General features: G+C 61.7%; 23 protein-coding genes and 2 pseudogenes. 14 read left to right on the top strand and 11 right to left on the bottom strand.

The annotated features are described in order from the left end of the window. Positions 1-1,472: 1,472 nt before the first annotated feature. Complete coding sequence (locus IVA98_RS17765) at positions 1,473-4,727, top strand: CHAT domain-containing tetratricopeptide repeat protein (protein WP_247355284.1); 3,255 nt, start codon at positions 1,473-1,475, stop codon at positions 4,725-4,727. Positions 4,728-5,185: 458 nt separating this feature from the next. Here the strand turns inward: IVA98_RS17765 and IVA98_RS17760 are convergent, their stop codons facing one another. Both IVA98_RS17760 and IVA98_RS37685 read right to left on the bottom strand, forming a co-directional pair. Next, positions 5,186-5,437: a hypothetical protein gene (locus IVA98_RS17760; protein ID WP_247300767.1), complete on the bottom strand. Its 252-nt coding sequence runs from the start codon at positions 5,435-5,437 to the stop codon at positions 5,186-5,188. Positions 5,438-5,609: 172 nt separating this feature from the next. Continuing rightward, positions 5,610-5,744, bottom strand: a pseudogene (locus tag IVA98_RS37685) (MFS transporter); the annotation flags it as partial. A gap of 1,013 nt (positions 5,745-6,757) precedes the next feature. On the opposite strand from IVA98_RS37685, the gene IVA98_RS17755 reads away from it, so the two are divergent. From IVA98_RS17755 to IVA98_RS17735, 5 genes are all read left to right on the top strand, one after another. Next, a complete protein-coding gene (locus IVA98_RS17755; RefSeq protein WP_247300766.1) occupies positions 6,758-8,479 on the top strand; it encodes a pyrroloquinoline quinone-dependent dehydrogenase in 1,722 nt (573 codons plus the stop codon). 67 nt (positions 8,480-8,546) lie between these two features. Continuing rightward, on the top strand, positions 8,547-8,927 hold the full coding sequence (locus tag IVA98_RS17750) for a c-type cytochrome (RefSeq protein WP_247355283.1): 381 nt from the start codon (positions 8,547-8,549) through the stop codon (positions 8,925-8,927). A gap of 32 nt (positions 8,928-8,959) precedes the next feature. Continuing rightward, the gene (locus IVA98_RS17745) at positions 8,960-9,727 is read left to right on the top strand and encodes a substrate-binding periplasmic protein (RefSeq protein WP_247300764.1); all 768 of its coding nucleotides are present in this window, start codon (positions 8,960-8,962) and stop codon (positions 9,725-9,727) included. Between the two features lie 87 nt (positions 9,728-9,814). Continuing rightward, positions 9,815-10,690, top strand: coding sequence for a sugar phosphate isomerase/epimerase family protein (locus tag IVA98_RS17740; RefSeq protein WP_247334250.1), 876 nt, complete (start codon positions 9,815-9,817; stop codon positions 10,688-10,690). Positions 10,691-10,897: 207 nt separating this feature from the next. After that, positions 10,898-11,794 carry an alpha/beta fold hydrolase gene (locus IVA98_RS17735; protein WP_247355282.1) on the top strand — a complete coding sequence of 299 codons (897 nt, stop codon included), beginning with the start codon at positions 10,898-10,900 and terminating at the stop codon, positions 11,792-11,794. 172 nt (positions 11,795-11,966) lie between these two features. On the opposite strand, the gene IVA98_RS17730 is transcribed toward IVA98_RS17735, so the two are convergent. The 4 genes from IVA98_RS17730 to IVA98_RS17715 all read right to left on the bottom strand — a co-directional run bounded on the left by IVA98_RS17730 (position 11,967) and on the right by IVA98_RS17715 (position 15,942). Further along, positions 11,967-12,695 carry a DUF899 domain-containing protein gene (locus tag IVA98_RS17730; RefSeq protein WP_247334248.1) on the bottom strand — a complete coding sequence of 243 codons (729 nt, stop codon included), beginning with the start codon at positions 12,693-12,695 and terminating at the stop codon, positions 11,967-11,969. Between the two features lie 114 nt (positions 12,696-12,809). Beyond that, entirely contained in the window at positions 12,810-13,772 is a 963-nt protein-coding gene (locus tag IVA98_RS17725; protein ID WP_247355281.1) for an SDR family NAD(P)-dependent oxidoreductase, read from the bottom strand. Positions 13,773-13,778: 6 nt separating this feature from the next. Next, complete coding sequence (locus IVA98_RS17720; protein ID WP_247334246.1) at positions 13,779-14,288, bottom strand: DUF2231 domain-containing protein; 510 nt, start codon at positions 14,286-14,288, stop codon at positions 13,779-13,781. A gap of 421 nt (positions 14,289-14,709) precedes the next feature. Continuing rightward, positions 14,710-15,942: an MFS transporter gene (locus IVA98_RS17715; protein ID WP_247334245.1), complete on the bottom strand. Its 1,233-nt coding sequence runs from the start codon at positions 15,940-15,942 to the stop codon at positions 14,710-14,712. Positions 15,943-16,069: 127 nt separating this feature from the next. On the opposite strand from IVA98_RS17715, the gene IVA98_RS17710 reads away from it, so the two are divergent. Then, positions 16,070-16,678, top strand: a complete 609-nt coding sequence (locus IVA98_RS17710) for a TetR/AcrR family transcriptional regulator (protein WP_249816959.1) — start codon at positions 16,070-16,072, stop codon at positions 16,676-16,678. A gap of 333 nt (positions 16,679-17,011) precedes the next feature. Here the strand turns inward: IVA98_RS17710 and IVA98_RS17705 are convergent, their stop codons facing one another. Together IVA98_RS17705 and IVA98_RS17700 are read right to left on the bottom strand one after the other, a co-directional pair. Then, complete coding sequence (locus IVA98_RS17705; RefSeq protein ID WP_247334243.1) at positions 17,012-18,385, bottom strand: PleD family two-component system response regulator; 1,374 nt, start codon at positions 18,383-18,385, stop codon at positions 17,012-17,014. Positions 18,386-18,399: 14 nt separating this feature from the next. Then, positions 18,400-18,765: a response regulator gene (locus IVA98_RS17700; RefSeq protein ID WP_027547216.1), complete on the bottom strand. Its 366-nt coding sequence runs from the start codon at positions 18,763-18,765 to the stop codon at positions 18,400-18,402. Between the two features lie 241 nt (positions 18,766-19,006). Here IVA98_RS17700 and IVA98_RS17695 point away from each other — a divergent pair, with 241 nt between their 5' ends. Both IVA98_RS17695 and IVA98_RS17690 read left to right on the top strand, forming a co-directional pair. Further along, entirely contained in the window at positions 19,007-19,318 is a 312-nt protein-coding gene (locus IVA98_RS17695; RefSeq protein WP_247334242.1) for a DUF3572 domain-containing protein, read from the top strand. Then, complete coding sequence (locus IVA98_RS17690) at positions 19,315-20,604, top strand: DNA polymerase IV (protein WP_247355280.1); 1,290 nt, start codon at positions 19,315-19,317, stop codon at positions 20,602-20,604. The genes IVA98_RS17695 and IVA98_RS17690 overlap by 4 nt, the downstream gene beginning before the upstream one ends. Before the next feature lie 16 nt (positions 20,605-20,620). Here the strand turns inward: IVA98_RS17690 and IVA98_RS17685 are convergent, their stop codons facing one another. After that, positions 20,621-20,776 carry a hypothetical protein gene (locus tag IVA98_RS17685; protein WP_247275775.1) on the bottom strand — a complete coding sequence of 52 codons (156 nt, stop codon included), beginning with the start codon at positions 20,774-20,776 and terminating at the stop codon, positions 20,621-20,623. Positions 20,777-20,931: 155 nt separating this feature from the next. Here IVA98_RS17685 and IVA98_RS17680 point away from each other — a divergent pair. Beyond that, positions 20,932-21,084, top strand: a pseudogene (locus IVA98_RS17680) (ACT domain-containing protein); the annotation flags it as partial. An 81-nt stretch (positions 21,085-21,165) separates the two neighbouring features. On the opposite strand, the gene IVA98_RS17675 reads toward IVA98_RS17680, so the two are convergent. Both IVA98_RS17675 and IVA98_RS17670 read right to left on the bottom strand, forming a co-directional pair. Then, positions 21,166-21,567: a RidA family protein gene (locus tag IVA98_RS17675; protein WP_128947089.1), complete on the bottom strand. Its 402-nt coding sequence runs from the start codon at positions 21,565-21,567 to the stop codon at positions 21,166-21,168. Positions 21,568-21,736: 169 nt separating this feature from the next. After that, complete coding sequence (locus IVA98_RS17670; protein ID WP_247355279.1) at positions 21,737-22,582, bottom strand: cell envelope integrity EipB family protein; 846 nt, start codon at positions 22,580-22,582, stop codon at positions 21,737-21,739. 248 nt (positions 22,583-22,830) lie between these two features. On the opposite strand from IVA98_RS17670, the gene IVA98_RS17665 reads away from it, so the two are divergent. The 4 genes from IVA98_RS17665 (at position 22,831) to IVA98_RS17650 (ending at position 25,968) form a co-directional block, all read left to right on the top strand. Continuing rightward, the gene (locus tag IVA98_RS17665; protein ID WP_018321130.1) at positions 22,831-23,298 is read left to right on the top strand and encodes a RidA family protein; all 468 of its coding nucleotides are present in this window, start codon (positions 22,831-22,833) and stop codon (positions 23,296-23,298) included. Positions 23,299-23,303: 5 nt separating this feature from the next. Continuing rightward, on the top strand, positions 23,304-24,050 hold the full coding sequence (locus IVA98_RS17660; protein ID WP_247355278.1) for a glycerophosphodiester phosphodiesterase: 747 nt from the start codon (positions 23,304-23,306) through the stop codon (positions 24,048-24,050). A gap of 200 nt (positions 24,051-24,250) precedes the next feature. Further along, complete coding sequence (locus IVA98_RS17655) at positions 24,251-25,489, top strand: GNAT family N-acetyltransferase (protein WP_247355288.1); 1,239 nt, start codon at positions 24,251-24,253, stop codon at positions 25,487-25,489. A gap of 50 nt (positions 25,490-25,539) precedes the next feature. Beyond that, a complete protein-coding gene (locus IVA98_RS17650) occupies positions 25,540-25,968 on the top strand; it encodes an HIT domain-containing protein (RefSeq protein ID WP_247355277.1) in 429 nt (142 codons plus the stop codon). The last annotated feature ends 83 nt before the right edge of the window (positions 25,969-26,051 follow it).

The raw sequence follows: 26,051 nt of genomic DNA, 5'->3' as shown, positions 1-26,051 counted from the left end.
TCCAATCCGGTCGCGTGCAAGCACGTGGAATTCTGCGAAGATTAGGTAAGCTCGCGGCAAGCACGGCTGAGTCAGCCTTGGCCAAAAGAGAAAACGCGGGCATCCGCCGCAAGTGTCGCAAACGAACGCAGCTCAGGTCACATGCTGACCGGAAATCATCACGATCGCTCGCAAAAATTTAATTATTAAATCCGTAAGACCAACTCAGTTAGATATAGATCACCATTTAATAATGAGCCATAATTTTGCCAATTGTGCCGGACGCACGCACAAGGACCTCGGAAGAGACGGCTCCAGCATGCCTGCTGGATGCAGGAGCCGTTTCTTCGAGTGCTTTAGCAGGTTGCAGAGCAGGTGAAGGGATCGAGATCGACCTCTGTCGCTCAGCTGACGGCAGCTAATTACGCTTGATTCAAACCATTGCATTCAAACGATTGCAGGTCTGCTTCGGCAAGCCAGGATTTGGCGCGCTTTACGCCCGAGGTCTCGCGACGCGCGTTGGGCGGGGTGAGAGAGCTGCCAAGCATTCTATATATTGTCTGACCGCATTTGATTTTTGTTGCGACCAATTTAAAGTAGATGTATTTAATAATAATTAACTGCGATTAAGCGCGGATTCTGCATTCCGGAGGGAGCATTCAAGAGTGTGACGGACGGGGGCCGCAGAGTGACTGCGCGCCATGTTCACCAAGAGAGCGCGCTAGCGGCGAATCCGCAAAAGCTCCGACGTCGTCCAGCAAGGAGGCCAAAATGGGCTTAAAGGAATCCTTGGTTCTAGCAAGCGCACTGCTCGTCTGTTTACCGGCTACTCATGCGCCAGCAGCTGCTGTCGCTGCCCCCTCGTACACCTTCGCAGCGAACCCTGACACCCAGCGCGGAATTCAGTTGGCAGCTTTGATTGCGCCCCTCGGTCAAGCGAGGAAGCACGCAGACGCCACTGAGCTGGTGGGCGGCCATCGCGGCAGGTGGAATCAAGGAGGCGGCGGTTGGCATGCAGGGATGCACGGCGCTGGCGGCGGCGGAGGCGGCAAGCGTAGAATGATGGGCTACGGCTTCGACAATACGTTGGGGCGCGGCGGAGGCGGCGGCTGGCATGCCGGGATGCACGGAGCTGGCGGCGGAGCCGGGCGCCGCTAGACTGCAAATCCCTTACACCGAGTACGGCGCGCCCCCCAACGTCGGCGCGAGATGCGGGGTGGGCCGTTGTCGCCTGGAATGACGGGTGCCGGGGGCGCTGCCGGCCGCGGCACAATTGTCTCTTCGCGGGAATTCCATTCTGCGCAGGAGAATTTCAAATGCGATCTTACAGCGCAATCGAAGGTCTCTCAGTCGCTCTGCTTCTGCCGACCTCTCGCAAGCTGATCTTGAGCTGCGTCCTGCTAGGGTCGGCATCGTCTGCCACCGCCCTCACCATGGAAGCGGCTATCGGGAGCTGTCGGATAAAGGTCGGCCGCCCGATTGTTCAGGCTTGCATGCAAGCCGGCGGCGATTTCGGCGGCTGCCGAGCCAGGGCGACCCCACCGGTCCGCGCCTGTGTAGTGGCGGCTCTGAAAGCTGCCAACGGGCGTGCGAATGTCGCGGTTGAGATTCCAGCCGAGGTGACACCCAAACTCGCGCCGGGAGCCTCGCTTCCCTCCGGCTTCATTGCGCCTCCCCGCACGATTTCGGACATCACTGCGATCCTCGACAGTGAAAAGCCCGATCTGAAGGTCATTGAGAGGCTGAGGTCGGCGGCGGACGCATCTCCAACGGGCAAGGAATCGCCGGAGAAGCTGGCGCAATTCTATTTCGATCGTGGCAATGCACGGGCGCAATTAGGACGGCTGGACCAATCGATTGCGGATGCGAACAAGGCTGTTGAAGCAGGACGGGCGGCTTCCGACCCAAGCATGATGGGCCGCCTGATGCAGTTTGCGGGGCAGCAGTATCTCGCAGCCGGCGAACCCAGAAAAGCGCTTGATATCTACCAGCGCCAACTCCGTGACATCGCGAATGCGGCTGGAGGCAAGGGCTATCAATTCAACGCAAATCGGCAGGTTGCCGGCATCCTGATCCAGATGGGCGACATCGCACAGGCGGAAGCCTATCTGCGGCGAAGTTTGAGTGCGATCCAGGAGGCGAGGACGAGCGGTCATCCTGCATGGCGAGCTGCCTATGCCAGATTTGGTCAGTCCTGGGAAGCTGAGGTGGAATTTACTCGCGCCATGATTTTTGAGGCCCGAGGGCAATTCAGCGAGGCCGAAGCTTCTTATCGCACGACAGAGCAGCGCAAGCGCGCCAGCATCAAGGAGATTCTAGCCTCTCCCAACCCGCCATCGGCATCAACGCTGCTGTGGTCGATCGATACCACCGTGCTGAACCTGGCTCGAACGGAGGCGCGCCAGGGAAAGCTGGCGGAAGCGGAAATCGACGCCCGCCGCGCGCTACTTTCCCGCTTGAAGGATGTCGGCAAGTACAACCCGGCTACGCCGCGCTTCATTGTGGGTCTCGCCGGAATGCTCGTTGAGCAAGGCCGCTATCAAGAGGCTACGCAACTGGTGCGGGCCGCGTTGGAAGTCAATGAAGCCTTGGGACTTGCGGAGGACTCACAGCCAACGGTCCAGTTCCTCGCGCAACTCGCGGGAATCCTGACGCTCCAGCGCAAGGGCGTGGAGGCAAATGAGATCTATACACGGATCGACAAGGCCATCGTCAATTGGGAGCCGCAGCGCCGCCAGGTGTTCGAGCTCAATCCTTCGCGTATCCTTTCGCTTTATGCGTCCGGCCAGGTCGACGCGGGCATCAGCGCCGCCGAGCAGTTGCTGAAGAAGCAGATCAGCCGTGTCGGCGAAAGCCATTTTGACGTGGCGTCAGCGCGTGGCACGCTGGCGGTCGGACTGATGCGCGCCCATCGCGATGCGGAGGCGATCCGCGAATTCAGGGCCGCGATCCCCGTCATGATGGCGAACACACGCGAGAACGCCGATGAGGAAAACACGACTGTGACGGCTGCTCGCATCCAGAGGCTGCAAATGACCGTCGAGAGCTATTTTGCTCTGCTCGCTCGCGCGCCGCGAACGGCGGACGAAGTTGGCGAGGAGACATTCAGCCTTGCCGATGCGATCAGGGCTCGCTCGGTCCAGCAGGCCCTGGCGGCGTCCAGCGCCCGCGCGGCCGCAAAAGACTCGGTCCTCGCTGAGCTTGTGCGCAGGGAGCAGGACCTCACCAAGCAGGTCAATGCCCAGCTCGGGCTCCTGAACAATGTGCTCGCAATCCCGACGTCGGAGCGCGATGAAAAAGGCATGCAGCAGATCCAGGCGGCGATTGCGACGTTGCGCGTCGAGCGCGACAAGGCGCGGCTGGAGATCAAGCAGAAGTTCCCGGCCTATGCTGATCTCGTCTCACCCAGGCCACCGACCGTGGCGGAGATTCGGTCGACGCTTGCTGAAGGTGAAGCCGTACTGTCCTTCTACTTCGGTCAAAATGGCAGTTTTGTCTGGGCCGTTCCGAAATCGGGCCCCCTCGCCTTTGCCGCGGTGAAAGCCGGCATTGGCGATATTGAAAGGAAGATCCGCAAGCTGCGCGAGGCGCTTGAGCCGCAGGCAGCGATGATTTCCGACATCCCGCCGTTCGACCTGAAGCTTGCTTATGAACTCTACGAGCTTCTGCTCAAGCCTGTGGAGAGCGGCTGGAAGCCCGCCAAGAATCTGATTGTCATCACCAACGGTGCGCTCGGCCTGCTGCCGTTGTCACTGTTGCCGACCGCGCCAGCCGAAATTGCACCTGATGACGATCCTTTGTTTGTGGGATACCGACACGTGGCGTGGCTGGCCCGCACTCACGCCGTCTCGGCTGTTCCGTCTGCAGCAGCCTTGCGCACGCTGCGCCAATTGCCACCCGGCAAGGCAGGTCGGAGCGAGTTGGTGGCGTTCGGCGACCCATATTTCAACAGGGATCAGCTTGCGGAGGCAGCAGCCGGGCAGGACAAAGTTCAGGTGGCTGATGCTGCTACAGCGGGTCTCACCCGCGGCGTGCCGCTGAAGCGACGCAACAGCCCGGACCTCGATGGCGTCGACAGTGCGGAGTTGGCTCTGCTCCCTCGCCTGCCAGATACCGCTGAGGAGCTGAAGTCGATCGCGCTGGCGCTGCAGGCTGATCCATCGAAGGCGCTGTTTCTGGGCAAGGATGCGGCCGAAAGCGTGGTCAAGAAGTTGAATCTGTCCGGATTCAAGATCCTGGCCTTCGCGACACACGGACTTGTTCCGGGGGAGCTCAATGGTCTGACTCAGCCCGCACTCGCGCTCTCGTCCCCGGCGGTTACCGGCGAGGCCGGTGATGGGCTGCTGACTATGGAAGAGATCCTGGGTCTCAAGCTCGATGCAGATTGGGTTATCTTGTCCGCCTGCAATACCGGTGCCGGCGCAGGAGCCGGCGCAGAAGCCGCCTCGGGGCTCGGTCGCGCCTTCTTCTATGCTGGGACCCGTGCTCTGCTCGTCACGAACTGGTCGGTACATTCGCAATCCGCACGGCAGCTGATCACCGACCTGTTCAAGCGCCAGGCTGACGATCCAACGCTCGGGCGTAGCGAAGCTCTGCGCCAGGCCATGATGGCTCTGGTGGATGGGCCCGGTTATCTCGGCAGCGAAGGCAAAGCGGAATTCGCCTATGCGCATCCGCTGTTTTGGGCCCCGTACACGATCATTGGCGACGGTGGCGTGCGGCAATCGGGTACTGAAGGGAAGGACTGAGCGGCCAGGCAACACAAGGCAGGTCATGAGCAAGATGTGGGTAGGCGCTTTCGCGGTCGGCCTTCTGATCCCGGTGACCCACGCGATGCAACTCATCGTACCCCGAATGTCGATCTCACTCCGCGGGCCAAGCCCTTCATCCGACGTGACGGCATCAATATCCTAGATGCCGAACTGCCGGCGGGCGAATACATACTGAGAGTGGACGTGAAGGACACCGACGGTCGGTCGGCCAGCAAGATCTTCACCCTAAAGGTGGAGCCGTAGTATGCCAATGAGCTGTTTCTATTGCCGATCTGAAAATGCTGAGGGAGCGCTTCTTTGCGCAGCCTGTGCGCGCGACATCGGCGCACAGTCTCGTCACGATCGTCTTCAACATCTCGCCACTCCCACTGCGGCTCGCTTCCGTTGCGATCCCGCTGCTGTTTGGCTTTGCCGCCTATCGCGTCCACAAGGTGTCAGCGAATGGCGCCTTTGTATTGGCGTTCTGCACGACCGCTTTGAGCGTGCAAGCGATGCTCACCGTGACAGGTATTCACGACAAAGTTCCGATCCTTCGAGGGCCTTGGATCGAGTGGCGCGAGGTGATCGAGTATGGCGCAAGTATCCTGCTCGCCTTCGTGTCGGGCAACATTCTCGCGGTCCTGATCTTCCAGGTATTGCCGCGGGTGCTGGCGCAAGGAGGCAAGCCCAACGCGTTTGCGTTTCATGTTGCACGGCTTCTCGGTCAACACGTCGGCGAGGAGCAGCTACGGCTTCGGGCGCGCCTCATCCAGGACCTGATGCACACGGCAGGCCCGCTGGCCGGTGTCGCGATTACTGCCATTGGATCCATCTATGCGGGGCTGAAGGGGATCTTACATAAGGACTTGTTGCTCTGGACTACGCCGCCCTCAACACCGGCGGCTGCGACGGCCGGATCAGCGCGAACGCGACCTGCACCATGCCGCCGGCGAGGCCGAGCGCGACGCCGATGCGTCAAGCCATGGTGTAGGAGCCGAGCGCGTCGCAAGCGACCGGGGTTCTGTGGCGGTGCAATACGATGCGAAGGGCCAGGTGTGGACGGCTCCGGGTCGGCAAGAAGAAGCTGCACTTTGCAGCGGTGGTCGGAGCAGCCATGTGTTCGGCCGCCCTGTGAGGAACGTTGGTGGCGCGTCAGCATTGAGAGGCGTCGGCATTCCAGCCGACTCTCAAGGAGGAGATTCGTCCATGAGGAAGATTCTTATGTCAACGGCGATCAGCGCCGCATTGTTAGCTGTCGGTACATTCGCAAACGCACAAGGAACTTCGACGGCTGGGTCGAGCGGTCATGATACCAAGCAATGCTGGGACGTAGCCAATAAGGTCGTTCGCGACATGAGTGGCACCACTGCAACTGGACCATCTGGAAACACCACGGTCGGTTCAACAACCTCGCCCGGCGCAAGCACTGGCTCTCCTTCCACACCTTCTTCCGCGACCAGCGCCAACGCCAATGCCTCAGCGCGCCCACCTGGAATACCGGACTGCTAGCCTTCCGCTCACGGCGAGTAGACCGTCGCTCGGGTTGTGGCGAGCCCGCCGCCCGCTGTACGGGGGTCTTGCCCATATCGAAAATTGACGCCACCGAGCCGCGCCGCTCATGAACATGTGGCGGCCGGCTTGGATCCGGAATCTTGGCTCCTGCAGAGCGGCGGATCGCTCTTCGCGGGATGCCGCTTTCTGCGTAGCTCTAGGCGACATCCAGACGACGCAGCTATTCGAACGAAAACGTTTATCAAAAGGTAAGCCGGTCTGTCATTTTGCGGCAGGCGCATTTCCGACATTGCACTCCGCGTGATCCGGCGTACTCTATGATCGCAAGCAGAAGTGCAACGACAACCCAACGACGTAGACTTGTAGCTTCTTTGGCGATTTCCGCCGGAGAGACCGAAGCTTGCTGGGAACGCGCGATTAGGGACGAAATCGATAAGGCACTGAGCTGCAAATGCAACCTCACGGTCAGCTCTTGAAAAATGCAGGTCAATAAACAAAAGCGGGAGGACGTATACATGAAGAGGCGGTGGCGCAAATCTGGTTTACCTCTTGTTGCCATTGGCGCGACACTGATTGTGTCGTCAGCATTGGCTCAATCCGTGGATACAGCTCGGATCGAGGCCGCTGGTCAGAATGATTGGCTGACCTATCACGGCTCGTACAAATCCTATCACTACAGCCCGCTGGCGCAGATCAACGCAAGCAACGTCGGCAATCTGGGTGTTGCCTGGATCCATATTCCCGGACGCTCGACGCGCGGCCTGCAATCAATGCCGCTCGCGGCCGACGGCGTGCTTTATTACACGGGCTCCTACAGCCGGGTTTTTGCGCTTAACGGCGCGACCGGCGAGGTGATCTGGTCCTATTTCCCTGAGCTCGACGAGGCGCTGATCGCGCGCCAGACCCATTCCCCCTACAATCGCGGCTTGGCGCTCGGCGAAGGCAAGGCCTTTGTCGGCACGATGGACGGCCGTCTGATCGCACTCGATATGAAGTCAGGGAAGGTTCTCTGGGATACCAAGCTGATCGATTCGCAAAAACTTACAGTCGGTTTCACCGGTGCGCCGCTTTACGCCAAGGGTACCGTGATCATCGGCTCGCAAGGCGGAGAGTGGCCGGGCCGCGGTCCGATATTTGCTGTCGATGCCGCCACCGGCAAAAAGAAGTGGGAGTTCCTGACGGTCGCCGGCACCGATGAAGCGATGAAGTCCTGGGGAAACGATTCCTGGCGCACGGGTGGAGGTGGCGGCTGGATGCCGGGCACCTACGATTCCGAGACCAACACGATTCTGTGGGGCACCGCCAACCCGGCGCCGCTCTACGATTGGTCGGGCGCCGACTACAAGACGCAAGGCGCGCGGCCCGGCGACAATCTCTACACGACGTCGGTGATCGGTCTCGATCTCGATACCGGCAAGCTGAAGTTCTACCATCAGGAGCTGCCGCATGATGCCTGGGATTTCGACAGCGCCGTCGGCGAGTTCTTGATGCTCGATCGTGACGGTCAGAAGCTCGTCGTCCATCCGAACAAGAGCGGTTTCATCTTCGTCTATGACCGCAATCTCGCCGTGAAGAACGTTTGGCGGCTCGTAGAGAACATCAATTTCGTCAAGGATATCGACCCCAAGACCGGCGCGCTGATCGGCCGGCGCGACTTCTCCGCCGGGAAAGTGACCGAACCGCCGCTGTGTCCATTTATCGGAGGTGGCATCAGCTGGAATTCCGGCTCGTACAGTCCCAAGACCGGGCTCTATTATAAAATCGGCCAGGAATGGTGCATGACGCTCGATATCCAGAAGACGACGCCTGTCACCACGCCACAGGTCCAGCTCAACATCGGCGCCGATTTCAAGATGGCGCCTCCTCCGGGGGGTGAGATCTATGGTCACCTCGATGCGCGCGATCCCGTCACCGGGGCGAAGAAATGGGAGGTTCGCTATCCCGAGCCGCCGCTTGGGAGTGTGCTCTCGACCGCGGGCAATCTCGTGTTCGTGCCTGACTCCCGCGGCACACTTCATGCTTACGATGCCGAAACCGGGGGTGAACTGTGGACTCACTCCGACGGCACCGGCCATCAAGGCGGCATCATCAGCTACTCCGCCGGAGGCAAGCAATATATCGCCGTGGTCGCCGGCTTTGGCGGCATGTTGTCCGACGAATATGCGCCAAATTTCGGCGGCGTTTACAAGAGCATGCCGCGCGACGACGGTGCGCTCATCGTCTACAGCCTGAAATAGGCTATCGCAAATTGATCTGCCGGGGAGCGGGCGCAAGCTTGCTCCCCGGACGTTGAACTCGCCGGACGTGTTTCAGGACATGGAGCTGGATGCCTTGAAATCGCAATCGAACAAGATCACCGCGCTGCGATCGGCGGCGTTGGGCGCTTCGTTGTTGTGTGTCGCCGGGTTGGTTCAAGCGCAGCCCGCTACCCCCGCGCCAGAGAACGGAACGTTCGATGTCGAGCAATTGTTCGCGGGGACCTGCGGCTTTTGCCACTCCGATGGCGGACGGGCTGCTGGCAAGGGCCCGCAACTGATGAATTCGCCGCGCGACGACGAATTTCTGCACAACCGCATCAAGCACGGCAAGCCGGGCGCGATGCCAGCATTTGACGGCGCCCTCACCGACGCGCAGATCGACCAGATCGTCAAATATATCCGCGCCCTGAAGCCGCGCGAGGGCTGAGCCGCTGGGGCCCCATCTACGCGGGGACGCGAATGAAGACGATTCTTCTGCTCATCATCGGCGCCGTCATCGGAATATCGGGGCCGGCACAAGCGCGGACCCTGGATGCGATCCGTTCGTCCGGCGTGCTCGGGCTCTGCGCCCATCCCAACTCGCTTCCCTTCGCGAGCAAAACCGGTGATCCTCCCGGTTTTCAGATCGAATTGGGTCAGGCGCTCGCGCGCGAACTCGGCGTCTCGCTGAGGCTAGATTGGATCATCACCCAGTACCAGATGCGTAGCGCCGGCTGCGACATTCTCCTGGATGTCATCGCTGACCGCGACGCGCAAGGCGAAACCCGCTTGAGGATTTCAAAGCCTTACTATCGCACTGGCGTCGCGCTGGTCGTGCCGTCATCCAGCCCACTCACCTCGTTCAAGAGCCTCAACGAGCATACCAAGGTGGGGGTGCAGGTCGGATCCGTCGCAGCCATGATCATCGGTCAACGGCACGTACCCACGTCGACCTTTGGCTTCGAGAGCGACAGCCTCGACGCCCTGTCAAACCATGAGATTGACGCCGCTGCGGTCACGCCCACCTCGGCGAGCTATTTCAATCTGACGCACCCGGACAAAGCATTTCGCATCCTGGATCGCGACGAGACCGTGGCCGATCTCAACTGGAATGTCGCCGTTGGCATGGTTCGGCCGGATGATGCACTGCGCGAAGCCATCAACGGAGCGCTTGAACGGCTGCGAAACGACGGCACGATTGGTCGGATATACGGTCGTTACGGGGTCGTACTGCAAATGCCGAAGTAGCTGCGCGACAGTCTCGGCAACCTGGCAATCAATGGTGGGGCATCGAGAGGCAGTGGGATTGTGGTCCGCCCGTCGACAACTTTCTCCGTGGGTTCCTCGCGCGCGGTCCTCAGCAGACGCGATATTCTCGCCGGTATCGCGGGAGGTGCCGCGATAGGGATCGCGCCGGTATCCGGTCGAGAGTTGTCGAAAATTGGTCTCCAGCTCTATACGGTCCGCGACCTGCTGAAAGCCGACTTTGAGGGCACCCTGCGGAAGGTTGCCCGTCTCGGCTATCGCGAGGTGGAGTTTGCCGGCATTCTCGGCCCCAATGTGCGGCGCACCCGGAAACTTTTGCTGGGCCTGGGTCTCACTGCGCCGTCGCTGCATATCGACTACGGCAGCCTGCGAGACAATACCGGATCATCGTTCGACATCGCTCATTTGCTTGGCAGCCGGTTTGTCGTGTGTCCATGGCTGGACCAGTTGGAACGGCAGACAATCGATGATTGGAAGCGGATTTGTGACAGATTGAATAGGATCGGTGAATTGGCGGCGCGTTCCGGGCTGACACTTGCCTATCATAATCACGATTTTGAGTTCGCGAACCTCGCAGGTGACATCCAGCCTTACGACCTTCTGCTCAGCCGTACGGATGAGCGCTTTGTCAAGTTCGAGCTCGATGTTTACTGGGCAACAAAAGGAAACCTCGATTCCGTGAGAGTCTTGAAGACACATCCATCTCGATTTCGCTTGGTGCATCTCAAGGATATAGCGAGGGACGGATCGACCACCGAATTAGGCAACGGCACGATCGAATTCGCAAAAATACTCGACGTGTCGTTTCGGTGCGGCGTGCAGCATTTTTTCGTCGAGCAAGACGTTTCGGCCGATCCGTTGCAAAGTATAAAGACGAGCATCGCCTTCCTTCGGCACACGCGTATTTCGCCGCGAACGCCCCGATCGTTTCGTGACGCCAATTGAGGAACCGCAATGAGCGAACGCACTTCCCAGTTGCCACATGCGCCAACAGCTCCGGCACAGCGCCTGGCCCGGCAGGCAACAGGTAAAGGCGGGCGATACCAGTCGCAGACAATGCACCCTGAGATTGACTCGAATTACCCTGCTGATATGTCCAATCAAATTAGAAGCCTCACTGCCGTGGGGCTATAAGCCATAAGGGAGACTGCAATGCTCCGCCTCGTCGCTAAGTTCGCCGCAGCGTCGTGTCTTTTGCTCGAGGTTTCCAGCGCCCACGCAGAAGACGTAAAGCGCGTCACTGCCAATGGGACTGAACTTGCCTACGTGGAAGTTGGTCAAGGCGAACCGGTTATATTTGTTCACGGCGGCCTTCAAGATTACCGAATGTGGCTGCAGCATCTTCCAAAGTTCGCCGATCGCTATCGCGCCATTGCCTACAGCCGCCGTAACCACTTCCCAAATGAGGCAAGTCCTGAGGGCATGCCGGATGACGCTGCGGATGCGCACGGCGAGGATCTTGCCGCGTTTGTGCGGGCTCTAGGCTTGTCGAAGGTCAGGGTCGTTGCGCATTCGTCTGGCGCGCATGCGGCGCTTTTCTTTGCCGCCGTGCATCCGGAAAAGGTGGTCAGCCTGACGCTCAACGAACCGCCCGCGACGGGCATCCTGGCCGGCGTTCCCGGGGTCGGCGACATGTTGAAAGAGTGGGGCAATGCCCAGGCACCGGCGAGGGAGGCAGTCAAGGCAGGCGACGTGAAAACCGGCATACCGCTGTTCGTGAATGCCGTCGGCGGACCGGGCGCCTATGAACGTCGATCCATTGCCGACCAGAAGATGAACTTCGATAACGTGGCGTCCTTTCAAGCCGACGCCACAACAAAACACCCGAGGCCGGCGTTCACGTGCGAAATGGCCAAGTCGATCAGTGCGCCAACGCTTCTGTCCAATGGCGAGCGAAGTCCCAAATTCTTCTATCGAATTGTCGACCAGCTAGAGACCTGCCTACCAAACCGCGAGAGGATCATCATTGCCGGAAGTTCGCACACCGTGCCTGCAGAAGCGCCTGACGCATACGACCAGGCTGTCCTTACGTTTATCGGCAAACATTAACGCCGTAAGTCCGGTTCGGGTCAAAAGCGGTGGTGGACGCGCGCGAGCACCAGCGCGCCGCTCTGCTCCTGATTGCGGGACTTTCGGTTTCCCCGACTGCGGACTTGAAGCGCTCCTAATCCAGTGATGTCGCCAGTGACCGTCAATGACAGCCAGTCCTCGCGCCGCAGGGTCACCCGATCGTTCGGACGTCCCGGCCGTCGTCACTAAGCCGGCTGTGGCCGTCATCGAATTGATGGCGGCCTTTGGGCGTGAGATCGAGCCACATGAAGGCACCCATCAAATTTTCAATGCCACGGGAATATGCCGAGTACGTGTGGAAGATCTCGCCAGCCTCGTTTTTGGCAAATATGCTGGCGCCCATCATGTCTTCGCTGCTCTTGAGCGGGATCGTGTCGTAATTGAACTTGGCTGTGCCAGCGGCCAGGTCCTCCTTTTTGAATGACACCCCGAAATCAAAGTTGAAGTCGCTGCCATAGGATGACACCCACGGAAAGGTCCAGCCCAAAGCGCGTTTCACTTGCTCGATTCGCTCGATTGGCGCGCGTGAAATCACAGCAAATGACAGGTCGGCATCATGGAAGTGCTTGCGCGCGGCGTCGAAATGATCGGCGACGAACGAGCATCCTTTGCAAACGTGATCGGAGCCCGGGGTCAGCATGAAGTGATAGACGGCGAGTTGGCCGCGACCATTGAACAGATCGGCAAGCGTGTACTTGCCATCCGGTCCCTGGAAGACGTAGGGCTTCTCGATTTTTACCCACGGCAAATGGCGTCGCTTTTCTCTAAGTTCGTCGAGCTTGTGCGTCATCTCCTTCTCTTCGACGAACAATGCCCTACGTGCGGAAAGCCATTCCTCACGCGAGACGACCTTGGGTGGAGAGAGGGTGCCTGCTGCCATAGTCAAGACTCCTCTGATTGTGGGTTCTAAAACGTAGGTCCTCGCCGATCGGTTCCTTGCTTGCCTCGCCATTGCGCCGCGGGAATTATAAAGAGGCCACCAACTGAGGCGAGCTCAATTCAAGTGACGGCGATACTTCTTGATGATCTCGCGAAGGTCAGGACGGAAGAAGCGCGATGCGCGGTCGGTCCAATACCTTTTCCACCCACCCGCCACGCTATATGGCCCGGTCGGAGCAAAGAGATTTCCCGTCGTCGGTGACTCATGATCACCCTCGAATTGGAGCGCGGGTGCGGCGCGCGCAACGATGCGTTCGACCAGCATGGGTGCGAGCTTAAGCGCGACGCTCACCATATAAGCTGACGCTCCAACGATGACCTCGCGGCGTGGCCGCTCAGAGAGGCTCACGATAGTTCGCGCGACGCGCTCGGCCGCTATCACCGGCAAGATCGAACGCGCTCGCCGTCCGAAAACGTTCCCGAGTTTGTTGTAGATGGGCGTGTCCACCGCCCACGGCATGACCAAGCAGATGTGGATGCCGGGCACGCGCTCGAACTCCTGCCGTAGGCAGGCGGTGAAGCCCCGAACGGCGAACTTGGTGGCGACGTAAGGACTGGCTAGAGGTTCGCCCATCATGCCCAAGAGCGAACTGGTGTTGATGAGAATACCGCGATCACCTTGCGTCCGGAACTGTAACAGTGCCACGCGGGAGCCGTTGACACATCCCAGGAAATTCGTCTCAACGACGCGTTTAAAGGCGTCGGGCGGCATATCTTCGAATCGGCCGACCAGAAGAACGGCCGCGCAGCTCACCCAGATATCGATCCTGCCGTAAGCCGCAATCGCCGTGTCGCGGATGCGCTCAACGGCGGCGTGATCTGTCAGATCCGCTGGGCATGCAACCGCTTCCGCACCGCGCTCCTGGCACGCGCGAACCACCACCTCTAATGCCGTGGCCTCTCGACCCACAAGCACGACGCGCGCCTTTCGTGCGGCGAAGGCAAGCGCTGTCGCGCGGCCGATGCCGCTGGATGCCCCTGTGATAACCACCGCGGGTGCATTGGGCCAACCGATCATGGCCCGCTACGCGCGGATAATTGGCCGTGAAGCTGCCGATGCTTGTGCTGGCGCTTCGGGATGCATCCCGATCCGGTGGTGGTAGACCAGATCACCGCCCTTCCAGCCCGTAAACAGCAGCATTCCGACCACGACAGCGGATAGCAAAATGCCCCACGGCAGCACTGCGTCCGCGGTGCCGTAACGATACCGCATCCACAGACTAACAACTGCCAGTAGCACAGCGATGAGGTTGCCGATCATATGCTGCCATGCGTCACTGAGCGCTCGAATCTGCGCGTTTCCAAGAAAGTCGGCCAGGCCGGCGATGGCCGCTAAGAGTGCGGTGACGATTGCGGCTGTAAGCGTCCAGAACCCTGCCTCCGCCCAAAAGGCGTTGCTGGTTGCCCAGAAGACGAGGTCGCATGCAAAGGTAGCCACCAGCAAAGCGATTGGAAATGGAATCAGCATTGGATGGATCGGATGACTACCGAGCTTGGCGGTCGTCGCGATTCCAGTGAAATCGGTTTGAGCCATGGTCAGTCTCGCGCTTGTTGAACGTATCGAGGTAACGCGACACGCAATATGCTCGTTCCTGTAGGTATGGAACCGCAAGGAAGCGCGCCCATGTGTGCGCGGTCCAACGCCAGTCCGGCGCTTGAGGCCCCAAGAACGGACAACACCCTTACCCGCCGAGGTCTGCGAGAGGATGAGACGACGATGGAAATCAGTCTTTCCGGGCGCATGCGAACCCCTGGTGACCAAGGCCATGATGGCCCGGAGCACTGGAGTCCAAGCAGAGGCCGGATACATTGATGCAAGACCGCATCTACCGGATGGTCGAAATCGTCTTGCACCGCACGGCCGGACCGTACAGGGGTCACAACCGGTCGATCACGACCAAGCAACGTGACATCCGGTTCATCCTGCGAAGCTGACGCTCACGGCTACACACCCCCTACGCCGCCTTCAACACCGGCGGCTGCGACGGCCGGATTAGCGCGAACGCGACCTGCACGATGCCGCCGGCGAGGCCGAGCGCGACGCCGATGCGCCAGGCCATGGTGTATGAGCCGAGCGCGTCGTAGAGCACCCCTCCTCCGTAGGCGCCGAGGAAGCTGCCGATCTGGTGGCTCATGAAGGCGAGGCCCTGGATCATGGCCTGCCAGCGCAGGCCGAACATCTCGGCGACGGCACCCGCAACCAGCGGACCGACGCCCATCCAGAGAAAGCCCATGATCGCGCCGAACAGCAGCGTCGAGAACGGCGTTGCCGGCAGCATGAAATACCAGGCGAGCGCCAGCGAGCGCAGAATGTAGATCGCGCCCAGCAGCGCCAGCTTGTTCCAGCGTTGGCCGGCCCAGCCGAAGAACAGCGAGCCCAGCACGTTGAAGCCGCCGATCATACCGAGCGTCTGTGCGCTCAGCATCGGATCGAGACCGCAGATCGCCAGATACGACGGCAGATGCGTGGTGAGGAACACCAGCTGCATGCCGCAGACGAGATAGGCGCAGGTCATCACCACGAAAGACGCGTTACCGAACGCGGTCCTCGCCGCAGCCATGGCATTGGCATCACTGATGTCATCGGCCGCGGGCTTCGGCAGCGGGATCTGGTCGACGCGTCCGGCATACCAAGCTGCCGGTATCATCAGTACCGACATGATGACGAAGCCGGCAAGGCCAATGCGCCAGCCAAAGCTCTCGTTGAGCATCTGCCCGATCGGCGCCGACAACAGCGCGCCGAGCGAGCCCGCACCGGAGACGATGCCGAGCACCGTCGAGCGCACGGTTTCGGGCACAGCACGCGCCGCTACAGACATCGCGATCGCCGCCGCGGTGCAGGCCAGCGAAGTCCCGATCAGGACGCCGCCGCCAATCATCACGCTGACGAGCCCATTGGCCGTCGCCATCAGAGCGAGGCCCACGATGTACATCAGCGCGCCCACGATCATGATGGGACGGAAGCCGTACCGCACCGTCATCGCGCCGGCCAGCGGCTGGAGAAAGCCCCAGGCGAGGTTTTGCACAGCCAGCGCCAACGTGAAATCCGACACCGAGATGTGGATGTCATGCGTCAGCGGTTGCAGGAAGATGCCGAGCGACTGCCGCAGCCCCATGCTCAGGGTCAGCATGATCGAGGCGCCGATCAGGATGGGCAAGGCCGGACGCAGGATCTGCAACAGGGGCATTTTCTTCTCCCTTTTGGGCTCGGCACAAACGCCCTCGCCTGCCTTTGCCGTTGATTTGATACACAGACCTGTGTACTTAGGCTATGAAAGGCTGGTGCTGTCAAGCGAACAGGACGCGCGCTACCGCATGGCTCCCCCGCCCACCCCACAGACGATGAAAGAGCGGATCCTCGAGACCGCCGACAAGCTGTTCTACCTGCAAGGCATTCGCGCCATCGGCGTCGATACCATCGCGGCCGAGATCGGCATCTCCAAGCGCACGCTCTACAACCACTTCCCCTCCAAGGACGCGCTGATCGCGGCTTACCTCGAGCGCCGCTTCGTGCAGGCGCGCCCGTCCGAGAAGCCGCCGGCCGAGCAGATCCTTGCCACCTTCGATTCGCTGGAGCGGCGGTTTGCCGCCAAAGATTTTCGCGGCTGCCCGTTCGTGAATGCGGTGGCCGAGCTCGGGCCACAGGATCGCGCCGTGAAGAAGATCGCGATCGCCTTCAAGGAGAGCCGCCGCGTCTGGTTTCGCGATCGCCTGAACGAGCTCGGCGTTGCGGACGCGGAGGCGCTGGCAACCCAGCTCGTGCTGCTGGTCGACGGCTCCATCGCACAGGACCTCGTGCGCGACGATCCCGCGATGGCGAGGGCGGCGAAGGAAGCGGCAAAAGTGCTGCTGCGGAATGCAGGGGTGCATGTCGGTGGCGATGCGGAGAAACCATTGAAGGGGAGCAAGCGCGCGCCAGACTAGCTGCTGTCGCCTATCGCTCGCTGTCATCACCCGCGAAAGCGGGTGATCCGTATTCCAGAGACAGTGAGGCTAGGACCGAAAAGCCGCGGGCGTACTGGATTGCCCGCTGGAGCCTGTCATCGGGCTCGCCGAAGGCAAGACCCGTTGGCGGGGAATGACAGCGGACTTTGTAGGATGTTCGGGATGATAGCAGAATGCGCCTGTTTTGCCCGACGTGTCAAACGGACTTGCTGTCGGCGTCAGCCGCTTTGCTACCCGCGTAAGCCATTGATCCGACTAGCGCCGGCTACTGTGCATGGGGTTGTTTTCGCAATTATTGTGTCGCAGTAGCCTTTACGCCGCCTGCGACACCACGCGGTTGCGGCCGTCGTGCTTGGCGCGGTAGAGCGCGGTATCGGCGCGCTTGAGGACGTCGCCGACCGCCTCGCCCTTCTGCTCCAGCGTGGTCAGGCCAATCGAGATCGTGACCTCGATGCGCTTGCTGCCCTTGTGGATCGCGAAGGGCTCGCCCGCGATCGAGCGGCGCAGGCGCTCGGCGACCATGCCGGCGACGTGGAGATCGGTCTCCGGCATTACGATGACGAATTCCTCCCCACCATAGCGGCAGGCAAGGTCGATGCCGCGGATCGACTTGCGCACCCGCACTGCGAATTCGCGCAGCACGTCGTCGCCGGCGTCGTGGCCGTAATTGTCGTTGATCGACTTGAAATAGTCGATGTCGAGGATCATCAGCGCCAGCGGCTTGCCACGGGTCGCGGCCTGCTCGGCGAGCGTGGCGAGATGGCTCTCCATGTAGCGGCGGTTGTGCAGGCCGGTGAGCGCGTCGGTGATCGCCATCTCGATCGAGTTCTGCACGTTGTCGCGCAAGTGATCGGTGTAGCGGCGGCGGCGGATCTGGGTGCGGGCCCGCGCCAAAAGTTCGGTCTTGTCGATCGGACGCAGCAGATAGTCGTTGACGCCGATCTCGAGGCCGCGGAGCAGCCGCGTCGAGTTCTCGGGGTCGGCGATCGCCAGGATCGGAACGTGGCGCGTGCGCTCCAGCGAGCGCGCCTGGCTGCAGAGCCGCAGGCCATCGAAATTGTTGAGATCGAGCGAGACGATCAAGAGGTCGTAATTGCCCTCCGCTGCGTGGAACAGCGCCTCCGTCGGGTTCGACTCGACGTCGATGGTGTGCTCGGCGGCGAGGATCGTCGCCAGCCGCTCGTAGGAGGATTCGCGGTCGTCGACCAGGAGGATGCGGCCGCCCCTGCCGGTGTCGGCCACGGCGCTGCGCTCCGGCGCCTGCATGCCGATCTCGAGCGAGGTGATGGCGCGCATGCGCAGCTCGTCCGTCATCATCTTCAGCCGCGTCAGCGAGCGCACGCGCGCGATCAGCACGACGTCGGAGACGGGCTTGGTGAGGAAATCATCGGCGCCGGCTTCGAGCCCCCGGTTACGGTCGGAGGGGCTGTCGAGCGCGGTGACCATCACGACAGGAATGTGGTGGGTGGCCGGATCGGTCTTCAGACGGCGGCAAACCTCGAAACCGTCCATATCGGGCATCATCACGTCGAGCAGGATGATATCGCATTCGGCGCGCCGGCTGATCGCCAATGCCTCGGCGCCATTCGCCGCGGTCATCACGTCGAAATATTCGGCGGACAGACGCGCTTCGAGGAGCTTCACGTTGGCAGGAACGTCATCGACAACCAGGATACGCGCGGACACTTTGAACTCACTTCCTATCCGATAAAACGCCGGACCGTCTCAATGAACTTGCCGACCGAGATCGGCTTGGACAAATAGGCCTCGCAGCCGCCCTCGCGGATACGCTCTTCGTCGCCCTTCATCGCGAACGCGGTGACCGCAACGACGGGAATCGCGCGCAACTCCGGATCGTCCTTGATCCACCGGGTCACCTCGAGTCCCGAGACCTGCGGCAATTGGATATCCATCAGCACGAGGTCCGGCCGCATCTTGCGAACGAGGTCAAGCGCCTCGTAGCCATTGCTGGTGCCAGTGGTCTGGTAGCCGTGTGCCTCCAACAGGTCGCGGAAGAGCTTCATGTTAAGCTCGTTGTCTTCCACGATCAGGACGGTCTTAGCCATCCCGCCCTCCTGTTTGGTCCGCAGACCCATACATGTGACGCCTCAGGCGCCGCTCCCCGGCGCTTCGAAAACTGGATTCAAACTAGCCTCAGATTCGCTCTAGTTTCGTTAAACCCGAGGGCCGACTTTCTGCGATTTGGTTTCCAGTTGCTTGTCGGGGGTCGCAAGACTCGAGGCGAAGACTCGGGCATGATGATTCCAAAGTAGAGACTGAAAGTTAACGGAAAGGCAAACCGGCCGCGTGAAAAAGCCTGTTCACAACCCCAGCGAAGTCGCTGAAATCGTTGCGATTCAGGCGCTGTCCTTCGTCGCCGGCGAGCCCGAGCGGCTGGGCCTGTTCCTGGCTGAGACAGGGGTCGGTCCGGAGACCCTGCGCAATGCTGCCTCGGACCCCAATTTTCTCCTCAGCGTGCTCGATTTCGTGCTGCGCGATGACGAGACCGTGAAGGCCTTCGCGAAGGCCGCGGAACTAGATCCAACCAACGTTGCCGCAGCGCGGCAGGTGCTGGGCGACGCGCTCGGCGACCCCTCCTGGGAGCGCGACGTGCCGTGACCGAACCCGATCCGGCAGGGCCGCGCTGCTTCTGCCGGGATTGTCTGGCCGATCTGGACACGGGCGTGCGGCGCTGTTCCGCTTGCGGGTCCCCTCGCCTGGTCCGCCATCGCGCGCTGTCGAGCCTGACCATCGCCCATATCGACTGCGATGCCTTCTATGCGACGGTCGAGAAGCGCGACAATCCTGATATCGCCGATAAGCCCGTCATCATCGGCGGGGGCAAGCGCGGCGTGGTGTCGGCCGCCTGCTACATCGCCCGCACCTATGGCGTCCGCTCGGCCATGCCGATGTTCAAGGCCCTGGAGGCCTGCCCGCATGCGACCGTCATTCGGCCGGACATGGCGAAATATGTCCGGGTCGGCCGCGAGGTGCGCCAGGCCATGCAGGCGCTGACCCCGCTGGTCGAGCCGCTGTCGATCGACGAGGCCTTCCTTGATCTGTCCGGCACCGAGCGGGTTCACGGCACGATCCCGGCAAAGGTGCTGGCGCGCTTTGCCCGTGACGTCGAGCGCGACATCGGCATCACCGTCTCCGTCGGCCTGTCCTGCAACAAGTTTTTGGCCAAGATCGCCTCTGACCTCGACAAGCCGCGCGGCTTTGCCGCGCTCGATCAGGACGAAGCGCGCTTGATGCTGTCGGAGAAGCCCGTCGGCTTCATCTTTGGCGTCGGACCGGCCACGCAGGAGCGCCTCGCGCAGCGCGGCTTCCGCATCATCGCCGACCTGCAGAAGGCCGACGAGATCGAGATGATGCGGCAGTTTCCGAGCGACGGCCGCCGGCTATGGCGGCTCGCGCGCGGCATCGACGAACGGCGCGTGGAGCCCGATCGCGGCGCCAAGACGATTTCCAGCGAAACCACGTTCGAGACCGACATCCGCGATTTCGTGACGCTGGAGAAGATCTTGTGGCGGCTGTGCGAGAAGACGTCGTCGCGTCTCAAGAGCGGCGAGCTCGCCGGCTCGACCGTCACGTTGAAACTGAAGACCGCCGATTTCCGCCAGCGCACGCGCTCGCAGTCGATCGCCGCCCCGACGCAGCTCGCGGCAAAGATCTTCTCGATCTGCCGCGAGATGCTGGCAAATGAGATCGACGGCACCGCCTTCCGCCTGATGGGCGCCGGCGTCAGCGCGCTGCGTGACGGCTCGGTCTTGGACGACACCGACATGCTCGACCGCCGTGCCGCGCACGCCGAGCGCGCGGTGGACAGTCTGCGCAAGAAGTTCGGCAGCGCTGCGGTGATCCGCGGCATTGCGTATGAGGGGCCGGAGAAGGCGCAGGAGTGATCAAGTCCTGCTCAACTCAGTCGCGTTCAAATATCCGTGCACCCGGATAGGCGCGCCGGGCATACTGAACGACCAATTGCCGATCCTGAGTTTCCACGAACGGCGTTCGGATCTGGCAAGACCCGACGATGAGGTGCCACAGGCCGTTGAGCTTTCGAATGACAACGTTCATTTGAGCCTCTCCTCGCAGTGACCCGAGTGGACTCAAATTGTAAGAATCTCCCGCCGTCGCTCAATTCTACCAGCGTAAGGTCAGCGCATGAGAAGGAATAGAGGAGATATACAAAGGTATGTTGACCATTGCTCCAACAGCCTCTGTCACCGACTCTGGCGGCAATCACGGCGCGTCTGGCCGAAGCCGGCATCAGCGTGAATGCGGTTTCGGCCTTCCATCACGATCACCTCTTCGTGCCGGCGGACCGAGCCAACGAGGCGATCGCTGTTTTGCAAGGGATGGCCGAAGGCAAGTCGGATAGGTAGAGCTAAGCGATACCCATCAAGCTCTATCCGCACAACCAGGGCGATGGCTCTCGCTCCGCTCTACTCATCCTACCGGTCACCTCAATCCGCGACCGCCACCGCTTCGATCTCGATCAGCCACTCCGGCGCGGCCAGCGCGGAGACGCCGACGAGCGTAGAGGCTGGCGGCTCCATGCCTTCGAAGAAGACGGAGCGGGCCTTGCCGATGATGGGGCGCAGCTCCGGCTTGTAGTTCACGACGAAGGTCGTGATCTTGACGATGTTGGCGTAGCTCGCCCCCGCCGCTTTCAGCGCGTGTCCGAGATTCTGCATCACCTGCGTCGTCTGCGCGGCAATATCGCCTTCGCCGACGATCCGCCCCTCCTCGTCCACCGACACCTGGCCGGAAATGTAGATGGTGCGTGCACCGGAAGCGGTAACGACGTGGGAATAGGCGGGATTGTGATGCAGGCCGCTGGGGCGGAGATGATCGAGCTTGGGCATGGTGCTGGCCTCCCGAAGTTTATGGTTGGGAGGAGCCTAGCCGGAGAGGACGCCGAGGACCAGCCCAGTCATTCCTAGGAGCTCTTGCGACGAAGCAACCCAGACCGCCAACGTGGAAATAGTCTGGTTGCTTCGCTGCGCTCGCGATGACATGGGGGAGACCACGCCCTCAATTGCAGGGCTTGCTGTCCTTCACGTCGAACTTGCCCATCGCGCCCGAAATCACGAAATCGTTGTAGTCGAGCACGAGCTGGCGCGAGACGCCGTTTTCGTAGAGCTCGAACGCCATCGCGTAGACCGGCGTCTGCTCGCCTTCCTTCTGCTGGGCGTCGCGGTCGAAATAACTGACGGTGACGGGCCAGCGCTTCAGTGATTTCATATGCTCGTCGGTGGTCGACGGATCGGACGAGGTGGCACGGTCGGCGGGGATCGGCTGGCCAATCACGGTCAGCGTGTTGTAGACCTTCTGGCCGTCGTCGGAGCCGTCATAGACGGAGAGCTCGAGCAGCGACTTGCCCTCTTTGGCGGCGGCGATGATGCGCTGGATCTGCTCGGTCGGGAATACGATCTTGCCGTCGAGGGTGAATGTCTTCGGCGCCGGCAGCTTCAGCTTGACGTTGATGTGGTCGCCGTCGCGCTCGGCCGAGCCGTCGACGCGGCCGGCATCCGCCTCGTTCATGCGCGTCTCGATCTTGAAGTGGTAGCTTTTTCCGGCGGCGTCCTCCCAGGAATTGGAGCGGAGGTCGCTCAGCGTGACCTTGCCCTCGCCGCTGTCGAGCTCGGAGACCTGGCGGAATTCGGAGGTGTAGCCCTCGCAAGCGTTGCCCGTGAAATTGTAGAGGATGCGGCCGCGCGCGCTGTTGACCGAATTGGAGCGCGATTTCACGAGGCTGAGGTCATAAAGCGCCTGGTGCGCGAGGAACGGACCGTTGGCGGCCTGGGCGCCACCGCCAAAACCGACAATGGCCGCCGCGAGCGCCATTACACCGAGCGAAGTCCGGAAAAGGTGCACCATCTCTGTTCCTTGAGGACGCGTCCTTGGGGAAGCGCAGATTCGACATTTTAATGACCGTTCCATTGCGTCGCAACTGAGGCCGTTTCACGTAAAGTTGCCCCGCCCGCGTTGAACCTCCTCCCCCTGCCTCAACAAATACATCCCCTCCGGTTGCTTGCATGTGGCGGCACGATGGGCGAAACAGGGCGCGCCCGGCCTCCCACAGACGTGCCGGGGACGAATGGAATCCTGGACATCGAGGTCGAGACATGGCGGGCACGGTCGAGCAGAAACTGGCGGAACAGGGCATCAAGCTGCACGAGGCCCCCACCCCCGTTGCCAATTACGTGCCGTTCGTGCGCACCGGCAATTTGCTGTTCGTCTCCGGCCAGGTCTGCTTCGACCCGGCCGGCAAGCTGATCGCCAAGGGCAAGCTAGGTGCCGGCGTCTCGATCGAAGACGGCGCTGCGGCCGCTCGCGGCTGCGCGGTGAACCTGCTGGCCCAGGTTAAGGCGGCCCTCGGCGATCTCGACAAGGTCGTGCGCGTGGTCCGCCTCGGCGGCTTCATCAACTCGGCCCCTGACTTCCTGGACGGGCCCAAGGTGCTGAACGGCGCCTCCGACCTGATGGTCGCGGCCTTCGGTGACAAGGGCCGCCATGCCCGCACCACCGTCGGGGTCGCCTCGCTGCCCGCGGACGCCGCGGTCGAGGTCGATGGCGTGTTCGAGGTCGCCTGACGCGAATGCGCGCTCCGGATTGGCTGACAGCCCGGCCGGTCGCCCATCGCGGCCTGCATGACATTTCACGTGGCATCGTGGAAAACATGCCGGGCGCGGTGCAGGCCGCGGTCGCAGGCAATTTTTCGATCGAGGTCGATATTCAGCTCTCCGCCGACGGCGAGGCCATGGTGCATCACGACCATGCGCTCGGCCGCCTCACCGAAGCGACCGGAGAGGTGATCGGCAAGACCGCGGCCGAGCTGAAAGCCGTCAAGTTCAAGGACACGCCGGAGCGGATGATGTCGCTCGGCGACCTCTGCGCCCTGGTCGCCGGCCGGGTACCGCTGGTGATCGAGGTGAAGAGCCATTTTGGTGGCGACCGCAAGCTGGTGAAGCGGATGGCCGAGGTACTGGCGTCCTATGACGGTCCCGCCGTCGGCATGTCGTTCGATCCTGACCAGGTGCTGGCGCTGCGCGAGCTGCTGCCTTCCCGTCCGCGCGGCATCGTCGCGCAGCGGACCTATGAGGACGAGTACTGGGCCAAGCTCAGGCAGGAGCAGCGCGACAGCATGCTGTACCTGCGCCACGGCTTCCAGACCCAGCCGCACTTCGTCGCGTTCAGAGTCGACGATCTCCCCGCCCCCGCCCCCTGGCTTGCTCGCAACCTGTTCGGCTGCGCACTGCTCGGCTGGACCGTGCGCACGCCGGAGCAGCGGACGCGGGTCGGGCGGTATGCGGACCAGATGATCTTTGAAGGCTTTGTGCCGTAAGGGCACGGCGCCTCTCGTGTCCCGGACAAGCCGCGACGCCATTAGCGCTGCGGCGCAGAGCCGGACCTTCTTGCCGCGACGCGCCTACCCGCGGGCCTGCTCTGCAAGCACACCGCTGGAAGAGCGCTGCGCTGCGTCGGGCACGTGAGCGCGTTCCCGACCTCTTGAAGTCGCTGCTGCAATGCACGATCTTGGGCATGATGGCATCATCGGAAATCACGCTCGAAGCCGTACCTTCGATTGGCGAAGTGACACCGGAGGATTGGGACGCCTGCGCCAATCCCGGCAAAGCTTGTAATGGGCATGGCAAGGGAACCTCATCCGGTTTTCCAGGCGATTCCGCCGGCCTCTTAAGCTCGGCCTATAACCCGTTCGTCTCACACGCATTTCTCTCCGCCGTTGAGAAATCGGGTTCGGCGACGATCCGCACCGGCTGGGGACCGCGGCATCTCGTGGCCAAGCTCGACGGCCGCGTCGCGGGAATCGTGCCCTGTTATTTGAAATCGCACTCGCAGGGCGAATACGTCTTCGACCGCGGCTGGGCGGATGCCTATGAGCGTGCCGGCGGGCGATACTATCCGAAGCTCCAGGTTTCGGTTCCCTTCACCCCGGCAACGGGGCCGCGCCTGCTGGTCCGCGACGGTGTCGACCGCGAGCGGATCACCGATGCCCTGGCGAGCGGGCTGGTGGCGCTGTGCGGGGTCAGCAAGGCCTCTTCGGTGCACGTCACCTTCGCGCGCGAGACCGAGTGGAAGCTGCTCGCCAGGCACGGCTTCCTTCAGCGCACCGATCAGCAGTTCCACTGGCACAATGAGGGGTTTGCGAGTTTCGACGACTTCCTGGCGACGCTGAACTCGCGCCACCGCAAGTCGATCAAGCGCGAGCGACGCGATGCGCTCGCCGGCATCACCATCCACTGGCTGACGGGCAAGGACATCACCGAGGATGCCTGGGACGCATTTTTCGAATTCTACATGGAGACCGGGTCGCGCAAATGGGGCCGGCCATATCTGACGCGCGAGTTCTTCTCACTGATCGGCGAGACCATGAGCGAGGACGTGCTGCTGGTGATGGCCCGCCGCAACAATCGCTGGATCGCGGGCGCGATCAACTTCATCGGCTCGGACACGCTGTTCGGCCGCAACTGGGGCGCGATCGAGCATCACCCGTTCCTGCATTTCGAGGTCTGCTACTATCAGGCGATTGATTTCGCCATCAAGCGCGGCCTCCGGCACGTCGAGGCCGGCGCGCAGGGCGAGCACAAGATCGCACGCGGCTACCTGCCCACGACGACCTATTCCGCGCACTTCATTGCCGACCCGGGCCTGCGGCGCGCCATCGACGACTACCTTAAGCGCGAGCGCGCTTATGTTGCGGAAGCCGGACGTGAGCTCGCCGAACTCGGCCCGTTCCGCAAAGGGGCCGACGAGGCGTCTTGACGGTTTGCCGTGGCTGGTGACAGTAAGCGCAAAATCTCGAGGACCCGCCAATGACCGCCTACGACACCAACAACATCTTCGCAAAGATCCTGCGCGGCGAGCTGCCCTGCTACAAGGTGTACGAGGACGAGCACGTTTTCGCCTTCCTCGACATCATGCCGCGCGTGCCAGGCCACACGCTGGTGATCCCGAAGGCCCCTGCCCGCAACATCCTCGACATCAAGCCTGACGACTTCGCCCATGTCGCCCGCGGCGCGCACAAGATCGCGGCGGCTGCGATGAAGGCATTCAAGGCCGACGGCATCACCGTGCAGCAGTTCAACGAGCCCGCCGGCGGACAGGTGGTGTTTCACTTGCACATGCACGTGATGCCGCGCCACGACGGCGTCGCGATGCTGCCGCCCGCGAGCCGCAAGGAAGATGCCAAGGTGCTGGAAGAGCACGCAGCCAAGCTGATCGCGGCGCTGCAGGCGGTGTAGGTCTTTCTGTCATTCCGGGGCGCGCAGCGCGAGCCCGGAATCCATTTCACCACCGTCACTGCCGCCTGATGGATTCCGGGTTC

The sequence above is a fragment of the Bradyrhizobium sp. 160 genome (genome assembly GCF_023073735.1).
In the GTDB taxonomy this organism is placed as follows: Bacteria; Pseudomonadota; Alphaproteobacteria; order Rhizobiales; family Xanthobacteraceae; genus Bradyrhizobium.
This window is presented reverse-complemented; position numbering and strand designations above follow the sequence as displayed.